General features: G+C 34.5%; 10 protein-coding genes. 4 read left to right on the top strand and 6 right to left on the bottom strand.

Going from position 1 to position 12067, the window contains the following annotated elements; translation table 11 throughout:
* Positions 1 to 155: 155 nt before the first annotated feature.
* The gene (locus HYI43_00660) at positions 156 to 1019 is read left to right on the top strand and encodes an HTH domain-containing protein (GenBank protein ID UDI77132.1); all 864 of its coding nucleotides are present in this window, start codon (positions 156 to 158) and stop codon (positions 1017 to 1019) included.
* An 82-nt stretch (positions 1020 to 1101) separates the two neighbouring features.
* On the opposite strand, the gene HYI43_00655 is transcribed toward HYI43_00660, so the two are convergent.
* Both HYI43_00655 and HYI43_00650 read right to left on the bottom strand, forming a co-directional pair.
* Positions 1102 to 2451: a hypothetical protein gene (locus HYI43_00655; GenBank protein UDI77131.1), complete on the bottom strand. Its 1350-nt coding sequence runs from the start codon at positions 2449 to 2451 to the stop codon at positions 1102 to 1104.
* Between the two features lie 91 nt (positions 2452 to 2542).
* On the bottom strand, positions 2543 to 3406 hold the full coding sequence (locus HYI43_00650) for a trypsin-like peptidase domain-containing protein (protein ID UDI77130.1): 864 nt from the start codon (positions 3404 to 3406) through the stop codon (positions 2543 to 2545).
* 699 nt (positions 3407 to 4105) lie between these two features.
* Between HYI43_00650 and HYI43_00645 the strand changes: the two genes are divergently transcribed.
* Positions 4106 to 6349 (top strand): YSIRK-type signal peptide-containing protein, encoded by a 2244-nt coding sequence (locus HYI43_00645; protein UDI77129.1) that lies wholly within the window; start codon positions 4106 to 4108, stop codon positions 6347 to 6349.
* Positions 6350 to 6583: 234 nt separating this feature from the next.
* Here the strand turns inward: HYI43_00645 and HYI43_00640 are convergent, their stop codons facing one another.
* The 4 genes from HYI43_00640 to HYI43_00625 form a co-directional block, all read right to left on the bottom strand.
* The gene (locus HYI43_00640) at positions 6584 to 6877 is read right to left on the bottom strand and encodes a hypothetical protein (protein UDI77128.1); all 294 of its coding nucleotides are present in this window, start codon (positions 6875 to 6877) and stop codon (positions 6584 to 6586) included.
* A 249-nt stretch (positions 6878 to 7126) separates the two neighbouring features.
* Positions 7127 to 7663 (bottom strand): VOC family protein, encoded by a 537-nt coding sequence (locus HYI43_00635; GenBank protein UDI77127.1) that lies wholly within the window; start codon positions 7661 to 7663, stop codon positions 7127 to 7129.
* A gap of 66 nt (positions 7664 to 7729) precedes the next feature.
* The gene (locus HYI43_00630; GenBank protein ID UDI77126.1) at positions 7730 to 8398 is read right to left on the bottom strand and encodes an MBL fold metallo-hydrolase; all 669 of its coding nucleotides are present in this window, start codon (positions 8396 to 8398) and stop codon (positions 7730 to 7732) included.
* Positions 8399 to 8614: 216 nt separating this feature from the next.
* Entirely contained in the window at positions 8615 to 9238 is a 624-nt protein-coding gene (locus tag HYI43_00625; protein UDI77125.1) for a nitroreductase family protein, read from the bottom strand.
* A gap of 377 nt (positions 9239 to 9615) precedes the next feature.
* Here HYI43_00625 and HYI43_00620 point away from each other — a divergent pair, with 377 nt between their 5' ends.
* Together HYI43_00620 and HYI43_00615 are read left to right on the top strand one after the other, a co-directional pair.
* A complete protein-coding gene (locus HYI43_00620) occupies positions 9616 to 11025 on the top strand; it encodes an amino acid permease (GenBank protein ID UDI77124.1) in 1410 nt (469 codons plus the stop codon).
* 136 nt (positions 11026 to 11161) lie between these two features.
* A complete protein-coding gene (locus HYI43_00615; protein UDI77123.1) occupies positions 11162 to 12004 on the top strand; it encodes an NAD(P)H-binding protein in 843 nt (280 codons plus the stop codon).
* Positions 12005 to 12067: the final 63 nt, after the last annotated feature.

The following is a 12067-nucleotide window of genomic DNA, read 5'->3' as shown; positions in this document are numbered from 1 at the left end:
TTACTCTATTATGAGTTGATTACACTTTTATATTTTACCAAACTAAAGTATCGCTACTTTTTAATTTTAGAATTATACACATAATAAAAATAATATGATACTATATAATTAATTTTCAAAACATATTTAATATAGATGCAAAGGGGACCAAATGTTTGGATAAATCAACTCGTATACTTAATATTTTAACTTTGCTTCTTAAAGGCCGTGTTGTGACACAATATGACTTGAATCAATTTACAGATGTTAGTAAAAAATCCATTCAACGTGACATCCACACACTTAACACTTTCTTTTATGAAAATGATTTTTGGAGTGGCAATAATACTAGGGTTATCTACAATCACCAATTATCAGGGTATGAACTTAAACAAGATACGAAGAGTAAACATAGTCTAGGGATTCTTAGTTTACTAATTAAATTACAAAGTTTAACACCTATCCTTCATTATGATATTCATAAATTTATTCTTAATTCTATTTCTTCAATGAATATTACAGACAAACATGTACTAATGAGCACACTAAATCAATTTAAAGTTCGACAAGAATTATTGCCTGGGAAAACATTAATGATTTTACAACGTGCTATAGTTAATAAGGATATCGTCCGTGTTGAATTTCAAGATAGAAAGGTATTCATCAAACCATTATCCATATTATATATGCATTATGATTATTGGTTTACGTATGAAGAGGATCATGACATCCATACAGTTGCGCTTAGGGATATTGTGGCTGTTAAAGTGCTAGATTTGAAGTTTAAACGTGATGGTACGAGAAATCCTGTTTTATTTGAGCTTCACACGCAAATTTGGAACCAATTCCAACAACAGTTTTCAATCAAAGAGGTAGTTGAGGAAAATGAAGATAAGGTATTAGTTTGGGTCAATTGTACAAGATTCGATGCGTACTATATCGCTTACCAATTAGCGCCACACGCTAAAATACTGGAACCTCAATCTTACATTGATAGCTTTATAGACAGATTAGATGAAATCAAAGAAATATATAAATAAAAAGAAGCGTCCGTGTCATAAAGTTCTTGGTCATTCTAAGAACGCTATGCCGGGCGCTTTTAATCATTAATTAGTACTAAGCTTATTCTGGTTTACCATTTTCGTCATATTTAGTAACGTCTCCATCTGAAGTTACAATGTATGAACCTGCCAAATCGCCATTTTTATCTATAAATGAGAAGCCCCAGTTACCGTCTGAGTCTTTTTCAGGTTCTTTATAAGAATACGTAGACGTATCTAATTTATGACCTTCATAATCCTCAACTTTATCAATGACATTATCTCGTGTCACCGTTTCATCACTTGAACTACTATCCGTTTCTTCTGAGCTATTGTCATCTGAAGCTGGACTATCGTATTGTCTAGGTGTTTCAGATGTAATGTGACTCGCTACTTTTTCAATTTCTGACGTAGAAGGATTAGCGATTTTTTTCGTTTGACCATTATTTAAAATTCGAGCCGTTTCACTCTTAGAATAGCCATCTTCATCCCAACGATGATCTTGGAAATGACTTGGCACATCATAAAATGTTACAGTACCATCATTATTATCTTTGAAAATCACATGACCTAGAGAAGTAAATGACGGGCTTAGTGCAATCGTTCCTTCAGGATAGACTTCTGAAGCATCTTCATTATATGGGTTAATCGGTTCCCCTGACATATCGACAGGATCGTAAGTATAATCATCTTCTTTAAACGTTTCATCGGCATTATGACGTGCTGTCAGCCATACTTTTGCGAAATATTCTTTTGTATTTTTTTGGTTGCTGTCAGCAGACTTCGTACTATTCGAACCACCACTAATAGAAATTTGTTTTGCGACTTTTTTATAATCTGAATCTTTTCCGTATTTATTGTATAGCTCATTTACATCAAGTTCATGACCTAAATCAGATTGAATAAATTGTTGATATTTGCCTGGGCTTTGGGTACCTATCACTGCTACTTTATCATCACTAACACCAATTAGCGTCGCAAATGACCCTTTGGCAGGCATAGCACTATAAAATGTCATACCCTCTGGTGCACCTTCAATGGCTTCTCCAGTTGCTTTTAATTCATATTTATCTATACTTTCTTTTGTTTTCCCGCCGTTCCCATTTTCGATATATGAATGACGCTTTATGTCATTCGCCGTAATAGCTACATTTGACACGCTATCATTACTTAACGCTAATGCAACTTTCTCAGCTTGATTTAAATCTTTCACGCTATCCCCAGAATGTGAACTTTCATTTTTCTTAGATTCACTATTTGAATTTTGATTAGTTTTAGACTTAGAATCATCATGTTTATTCGACTTATCTGTTTGCGAAGATTTGTTATTGCTATCAGATGATCCTTTACCTGAACCGAAATCACCAAAGTTACATCCCGCTAATAACATTGTTCCTGTAATAGCTCCAATCATTAAATAACTCTTTTTCATCATTTACCCCTCTTTCTTTTTTGAAAATGCACTCCCAAATCGTTCACATCATTTACCTACAAAAATTCAACTTATGAACTACTTCGTACTACTATTTAATGTGTTGACGAACGAAGTTACCAGCATACCCTTTAAATGATTCTCCACCAGACATTTCTTGTTTAGCATAAGCATCATATGCGTTACCTCTTAAGTTATAACCATACGTTCTCAAACCATACATCGTATTAAATTGACTATTTAACATAGGTGAACCAGATGCGCCTGCTCTGAAAATGTCTTTTGTTTGAATTTCCGTTCCATTAGGTGAAAACTGTGTTACGCGTAATTTATTAAAATATGGTTTCGTATTGTCATTGTTGATCACTGGGTAGCCTAAAGAATATAATGGCGTATTAAATTTCAATTTATTAATTTCTGAATTTGTCGCAATACGTACTGGTTTAGCATATTTCGACATGTTTTCTTTCGTATGTACAATGGCAATATCATATTGTGGTACTTTAATGACTTCGCTTGCATGGAAGGCATAAGGCATAGATTTACCATTACGATTTAATTGAAATGTTATATATTTGGGTGCTGCAGCTCTATGCTTATTATCATCAATGACGTGTGCATTGGTGATAAATGTATGTGCACCAATTACCGTACCAGTTCCCATTGAGTCCTGTCCTTTATATTCTTTCAAACCAACTTTCCAACCATTTAAATTGGATACACGACCAATAGACTTCAAATTACTTTGAGAAGCATTAGGATAGTATTGAATTGAAATGTTATTTTTACTAATGTTTTTAGCTTTTGAATATCCTGAGTACTCACCCGCGTGCATGCCATCATAGTAATAATTGCCAACCGCTTGTGCTTGGTCATGATGTGTCGAATAACCAAAGACGGTTGTTCCAATAATGACACTTGCAATGATTGATTTACCAAATTTAAATTTCAACATAATCTGTCCCCTTATTATCTTTTTAATATAATAATTGTTAAGAATAATATATCATTCAATAAATTAAAAATTCACTTTTATTATACGATACACAATGGACAATATGCGTCTTGGGACGTATTTTTTTCTACGACTTTATACTTATTTTTGAATTAAATAATAAAATAAAGTGTTTTTAGTTTACAAATTAATTAAAGACGTGTAGACTCATAAACATATTAAAAATATAAATTCATGGAGGGGTACTCAAGCCTGGCTTAAGAGGCCAATCATTTATGATTGGTAGGAGCTTCGTGCTCGCGTTGGTTCAAATCCTTCACCCTCCGCTACTTATGGACTGAAACGGCAATCGTTTCAGTCTTTTTTGTTCTCCCTATATACTCAACTATGAGTACTTATCACACGCAAACGCGTTAAACCATTGACAACCTATATCAACCAAGGTTACTATTTGTTTAAATTACTTTGATAGAGATATGCTGTTACAGTTGAACCAGTTGTGTTCTAATTTTTTACTCACTTTTGTAAACGCTTTCTCCAATCAAAAGAAAGGATGGTCATTATGGAAGCAATTAAAGCAATATTTAGTAAATTGTTTGAGTTCTTACCACGAGCAATTATTAACTTATTTATCTAGAATCACATATTTAATTTTAAGTTGTACATTTTCAAAAAATAAAATAAATAGAGGTGCTGTTTATGAAAACAAGAGAGAACCGATTTAGTATTCGTAAATTAAGCGTTGGAGCGTCTTCAATTGTAGTAGCAACGTTACTATTCATGGGAGGAGGCTCAGCCCAGGCAGCCGAGAAACAACAGGAAGTGGGAACTCCTGATGCGGCGTCAGCACAATCTATTGGGGATAATAAGGACCAAGCGACTCAAGAGGGACACGTTCAACCAACTGAACAAGCTAAGTCGCATACGTCTCAAACTGAAAATGAAAATCATGCACAAACTCGCTTACATAATGAAAATAATCTATCAGATGTATCTAAGACGGATGAAACACATTCAACATCTGAAAAAACAAACCAACAACCATCGACAACAACTGCGCATTCAACTTCGAATGTAAAACAGTCACAACCTGAGTCAAATCCAACTGCACATAACGTCACGCCACAAGAAGCATCGACTTCTAAACCAACTACTACTGAAGAAACATCAACTCAAAATACAAGTGCGTCACAACATAAAGAACCATCAACACAATCAACTGAGACAGTTTCTGATAAAGACAATTCTACTAAGCAAGTAACCACACCAACTCAAACAATAACTAATAAGACAGTCGAAGATAAAAAAGACAAGACTGATAATAAACATTCAGATGCAACGAAGGCTAAAGTACCTTCTACACCTTCAAATGTAACGCATCTAAATAAAAACCAATCAACGGTACGACAACAATCAACTCAAACACAAGCACAACCTTCAAATAAATCGACTGTCAATCATCAACAAGTTCACTCTCAACATATGAATGATAATCATCATGAAACATCTAAAGTAACATCACCAACACAACAACAAACATTAACTCAAAAAGAAGCTACAACATCTGAAGCAAGCACTACACGCAATACAAGCATTAATAATAATAATCATATTGTGCTGGATGAACAAATGAGTCCTACTTTAGATAATGGCAAGTCACCTAAACATGATAAAGATAAACAATCAGGCTTAAATACGCTTAAAAATAATTCAGTAGCAACGACAAATAATCAATCTAAAACTCAAGCGGCAACTGGAACGAAAGATCAAACAAATAAAGTTGCGAAACAAACACAATATAAAAACCAAGATCCTATTATCCTTGTACATGGATTTAATGGTTTCACAGATGATATTAATCCATCTGTACTTTCACACTATTGGGGTGGCGATAAATTAAATATCCGTCAAGATTTAGAAGAAAATGGTTATAAAGCATATGAAGCAAGCATCAGTGCCTTTGGTAGTAACTATGATCGCGCTGTCGAACTTTATTATTATATTAAAGGTGGTACGGTAGATTACGGTGCTGCACACGCTGCGAAATATGGTCATGCACGCTACGGAAAAACATATGAAGGTGTATACAAGGATTGGCAACCAGGTCAAAAAGTCCATCTCGTCGGTCATAGTATGGGCGGACAAACCATTCGCCAATTAGAAGCATTATTAAGAAATGGAAATAAAGAAGAACAGGAGTATCAGAAAGCACATGGTGGCGATATCTCACCTTTATATCAAGGACAACATGATAATATGATTTCTTCGATTTCAACGCTAGGCACACCTCATAATGGCACACATGCATCTGATCTACTAGGTAATGAGGCGCTTATCCGTCAAGTTGTCTTTGATGCAGGAAAAGTACTTGGTAACAAAGATTCTCGTGTAGACTTCGGTCTGTCTCAATGGGGTCTAAAACAGCAACCTAATGAATCGTATATCGACTATGCCAAACGCGTTAAAAATTCTAAATTATGGCAAACACAAGACAATGGTTTCTATGATTTAACACGTGAGGGGGCCACAAATCTTAATCGAAATACCTCACTAAACCCAAATATTGTGTACAAAACTTACACTGGAGAATCAACACATGCGTCACTATTTGGTCGTCAAAAAGCAGATTTAAATTTATTCTTCCCATTTACATTAACTGCCAATGTTATCGGTAAAGCCAATGAAAAAGAATGGAGAGAAAACGATGGCTTAGTATCTGTGATTTCATCTCAACATCCATTTAATCAAGCCTACACACAAGCTACCGACAAAAACCAAAAAGGTATTTGGCAAGTGACACCAACTAAACATGATTGGGATCATGTCGATTTTGTAGGTCAAGATAGTTCTGATACAAAACGCACTAAAGCTGAACTCCAACAATTCTGGCATGGCTTAGCAGATGATTTAGTTCAAAGTGAAACGTTAACTAGAAATGCTTAATGCATCATCACTTTCTTAAGAAAGGAGGTTATCCTATGTCAGGTACGTTTCTACAATTATTAGGTTCATTATTCAACATCTTGAAAGTATTATTCTCATAATTGAATCATTAATCAAACTTAAAACACCACCTATTGAAAAGTCTTTGCTACTTCCAATAGGTGGTGTTTATTTTTATGCGTTGATTGCTAGTTGTATAATCCGGTAACAATTGCATAAATGTCTGATTAATCACTAATTGTTACTCACATTATTTTGGACCGGTTGTGACTGACTGGAGGCGTCTTCTGTCGCAGATATTGTCACTTTCTTAGCATGTTTAGATGCATCCACTTCATGACGCAATTCACTATTTAATCCTAGTAAATTATTTGTTTGTGTTTCTGCACTGTTCAATTCTTCTAATCCATTGACAATTTCGGTGGCTAAAATTTCACACCCGTCATCACTTTCAACGTTTACTTTTTCTTTTACAATGTTTTCAATTACTTCAATTAATTCTGATTTTTGAATTTGAATATCAATCATAAATATTACTCCCCTAAATTAAGATTGACATATCCTAAATAATATGTCTTAAAACAATTACCCCTTTTACAGAAAGATATTCCCAATTAATTAAATTGGCAACTTATAAAAAATAAATTCGATTGCCTTCTTTTCTTTGTAAACCACTTGCTCACGGGTAATTATACCTTAATCTAAAAGAATAAAATATATGAATTTAAAATATAACAAATGTGTAATAATGTTATCAATTTAAGTCGTGTTATTACTTTATTTGTTTACTTTTTCAGGAATAAATACGTCAGCTTCACTATCTTCAGGATAATAAAAGCCATTCGGAACGGTTTGAAGTTCTATTAAACTATTCCAGGGCGTTTTGATATAAACTGTTCGATTGCCCTCTGTATCTTCATATTTCGTATTAGCGTGTGGCTCTGAAATAGGTTGTCCACCAGCGCTTTCTACTTGTTGAATGACATCATCAAAGTGCGCCGCTTCAATATAGAAGGAAATATGTGTGAAACCAATATCTTGTAATGATTGTGCTTTACCTTGCTGGGCATCTCTAAACTCGAACATTTCAATATTTGGTCCATTGCCAAAGACCATCATACGCTTATGAATAATCACAGCGCCCTTTTCCAAACCAAGTACACGTTCTACCTCATTACCACCACGAGGATCATCTGACTTCTTCTGACTATCATAGGCAATCTTGCCATTCAATCCATTCTTGAAAAAGGCAGTCGCCTCCTCCATATCAGGCACGGTTAATCCAATGTGATTAATCCCACGATTCGCGTTCATCTTTACCACCTCAAGATTTAGATTTACAACAATACCATAATCTACTGTTTCAAAGTGTCTATATGACTAAGTATTCTCACCGTTACGCACACGATTGATAATGTTCTGAAGTCTTTCACGTTTATCTTCTTCATTGTCAGCAAAGAACACTGAGCCTTCACCTTCAATGGCAACCCACGGCACAATTGCGTCGAACTCTAAATCACGAATGAATTCTAAACTTTTAATAGATTCCTCTCTATTACTAGATCCTAAAATGACCGTTCGCCACTCCCCATTATCGACACATAAGAAGTCGCCTGTAAATAAGAAGCGATGTTCACCATTATTCCATAGAAACATTGTTGTGCCTGACGTATGACCTGGTGTTGGAATCACGTCAAGATCAGATGCTAATGCCTCACGTTGGTTAAACTGACCATTAATCTTCACGGTATCGCTAATTGCATCTGCATCATCACGATGAATCCAAAAAGGTAAGTCAATCTCTGGTTGACCTCCTAACGACTCATGCTCGTGATTCATTAATACACGTGTTGCCCCACCTAGTTGATTAATATCGTTTGCAGCTTCATTTAAACCTGGCGAATGGTAAATGACAACATTGCCTTCTGGACGTTCTAATACAAAAGATTTAATGCGATAACGACGATCAAATGGTAAGACTGCCTTAGGTGTTTCATATAAGCCTTTTTCAACCTGAGTTAATGATTCTAAACTATGATTGTTCGTCATAATTATCACTCCTTTTATCTATATCAATGATGTCCTATCATATACCCTTTTCTGTATAAAATTAAGAAAGTTGAGACTTAAACCATCCATACTTTGAAATACCATCATGGTAAACTCAAAAGCAAATTGTTCTAAGTCATTCACTTAGACAATATGAATGGTCTCCATTTAAATGGCATTCTCAGCGTAGGATGATGTCCCAACCTTAATCACTTTTTATTTGTAATCTATAACTTTTTCAACCGGCATTCTGTAAGAAGTATGTGCTTCTTTCGCTTTCTTACCAATAGCAACAATCATGACTGGGACATAACGTTCTAAATCATAACCAAACGCTTTGCCAATCTCTTCATGTTCAAAGCCACCAATTGGATTTGTATCATAGCCATGTTGTTTTGCAACTAACATAAATTGCATTGCTGCTAGACTGCTATCAATTTTAACAATATCACTCATATTTTGACGTGTTCTATTTTTATAATTTTCTAGCACGATAGGTAACATTTGTTCTTTAACTTCTTGAGGCATGTGTCCATTTATGACTGCTTGTTCATAAATATATTCGCCTTCTTCATAGCATTGTAAGTCACCGAAGATGACAACCATTGCTGAAGACGTATCATTTTGATTTGTATTAAATTGAATTAATGGACGTAGTTTTTGTTTAGCTTCATCACTTTCAACTACAACGAAACGCCAAGGTTGCATATTAACTGAAGATGGTGCTTTCGTTGCTTTTTCAATCATTTCGTTCATTTCTTCATGAGGAATTTTATATTCAGGATCAAATCCTTTTACAGATTTTCTACCTTCTAAGATTTCATTAAAATCATTTATCATCATTTAGCCTTCTTTCTCTATTTCATAATACTCATTTAAAATTTTCATATACTCGATTATCAATCAAACATTCCCTAAAGTGAAAGAATATGCTTATATAAGTTACTATGCGATTTTACTAGTATTGTCACCATCGATTTTTTATTAAAATTATATTGAGTTAAATTATTTCTTAAAGGAAAAATTATTTTCGGAATATTTTAATATAAAGATTTTACAGTTATGTTTGATTAGAATTTGTTAAATAGGGTATCATTAATTTTAACAAAAAAATTATTTACATAACTTAAATCAATTATTTATGTTATTACAAAGAGTAATGATCCAGTCAGTCATAATCTTCAGTCATATATTTACTCACGAAAGGGACGAACATTATGGCAGATAAACTGCAAAGGGAGTTAAGCAATAGGCATATACAACTTATTGCGATTGGTGGTGCCATTGGTACTGGTTTATTCTTAGGTGCCGGTGAATCCATTCATTTAGCAGGACCATCGATACTACTTACATACATCATCGTTGGATTTGTATTATTTATGTTTATGCGAGCAATGGGAGAAATTTTATTATCTAACTTAGGCTTTAAATCATTTGGTGATATTGCACACCATCATATTGGCCCTATGGCCGGTTTTATGGTCGGTTGGACATACTGGTTAACTTGGATTATTTCTGGGATGGCCGAAGTAACAGCTGTCGCTAAGTACGTTGAATTTTGGTATCCGGCAATACCGAACTGGTTAACCGTTGCATTTACGATTCTTGTACTTATCGGAATGAACCTATTCAGTGCCAAACTATTTGGTGAACTTGAATTCTGGTTATCTATTATTAAAGTAGTTACGATATTAGCATTAATTGTTGTAGGTATCGTCATGGTTGTCTTTGCGATGAAGACAAATTATGGAACAGCAAGCGTAACAAATATTTGGAGTCACGGCGGGTTCTTCCCTAATGGGGCATCAGGATTCTTTATGGCTTTCCAAATGGCAATCTTCTCATTTATCGGTATTGAATTGATTGGTATTACTGCCGGAGAAACGAAGAATCCTTACAAAACGATTCCTCAAGCAATTAATAATGTACCATTCCGTATTCTAATATTTTATATCGGTTCATTAGCCGTTATTATGTCAGTTGTACCTTGGAATAAATTAGATCCTGCCGAAAGTCCGTACGTTAAATTATTCGGCTTAGTCGGTATTCCATTTGCAGCAGGTATCATTAACTTCGTTGTTTTAACAGCTGCCGCATCTTCATGTAATAGTGGTATCTTTGCAAACAGTCGTACACTATTCGGTTTAGCAGGTAGAAAGCAAGGCCCACCATTCTTACATAAGACAAATAAACATGGTGTGCCATATTACGCAATTTTATTAACATGTGCGTTACTATGTATTGCGATTGTATTAAACGCAGTATTCAAAGATGCAACTAAAGTATTCGTTCAAATCACTACATTCTCAACTGTATTAAATATTATGATTTGGACATGTATCATGATTGCATATCTTGGCTTTGTGAAGAGAAATCCTGAACAGCACAAAGACAGTAAATTCAAAATGCCAGGTGGAAAATATATGGCTTATGCCATTCTCGCCTTCTTTGCATTCATCTTTGTTATCTTATTAATTAACAGTGCTACACGTTATGCAGTACTGTTTGCACCAGTGTGGGCAATCGTGTTAGTGATTATGTATCAAAAATATAGAAAAGAGTCTGAAAAAGCGACGATAGCGATGGAAGACGAAAAAGATTTAGAGAGAGAATTACAAGACGAATAGAAATATGTTTATCGAGGTTAAGGCAATTTGTTTGCTTTAACCTTTTTATACGTTTAATATTCAAACTCAGTTCTATTTGTTTTACTTACTATCTATTGGGAAAACTTAACATCCAATTATAAAGGAGTATTATTTCATGATTTTAATTACAGGTGCAAGTGGTAAATTAGGCCAATTAATTACAGAGCAGGCTTTAAAAGTATTTCCAAGTGAAGAAATTGCAGTAAGTGTACGTAACGCTTCAAAAGTACAACACCTTGCTGATAAAGGTGTATCAGTTAGAGAAGCTGACTTTAAAAAACCAGAAACATTATCTTCAGCATTTGAAGGTATCACTCAATTAGTCGTTGTATCAGCGAATGGTCAAGGTCAAGAGTTAGTTGATGCACATACAAACGTGATTAATGCAGCAAAAGAAGCTGGAGTAGAACGTTTAGTCTACACAAGCCAAATTGGTAGTACCGCACAATCACACTTCCAACCAATGATTGATCACTATAACACTGAAAAATTACTAGAAGATAGTGGTTTAAATTTCATATCATCACGTCATGGCTTCTACGCTGACAGTGGCGCACAATTCTTCTTCGGTGGTTTACATGATGGTAAATTATATTTGCCTAAAGATGGTCCTGTGAACTGGACAGCACATGAAGATTTAGCAGAAGGCATTGTAAAAATGCTTCAAGACAAAGATTTTTCAGAGAAATATCCCTTATTAACAGCTGAAAAACCAATGACTATGGAAGAAATCGCACACGAATATGATTCAAGTATTGAAAGAATAGTCATTTCTGATGATCAATATAGAGAAGCATTAGATAATGTGCCTAACCTTCCTGAAGAATTAAAACAAATGTTCTTAGATATCTTCCACGCAAGTGTAGATGGAGACTTTGATAAATCTTCTCCATTATTGAAAGAATTATTAGGTCGTGAACCTAAAGATATCGTTACATTCTTAAAAGAACAAAAATAATATCAATTAATATAACTAACGCCCTCTCAAGCAGATATCACTTATATAAAGTGGCTAGAGGGC

Source organism: Staphylococcus taiwanensis, from assembly GCA_020544305.1.
Taxonomy (GTDB): Bacteria; Bacillota; Bacilli; order Staphylococcales; family Staphylococcaceae; genus Staphylococcus; species Staphylococcus taiwanensis.
Note: the sequence above shows the minus strand (reverse complement) of the source record. Positions and strands in the feature narration are given on the sequence as shown.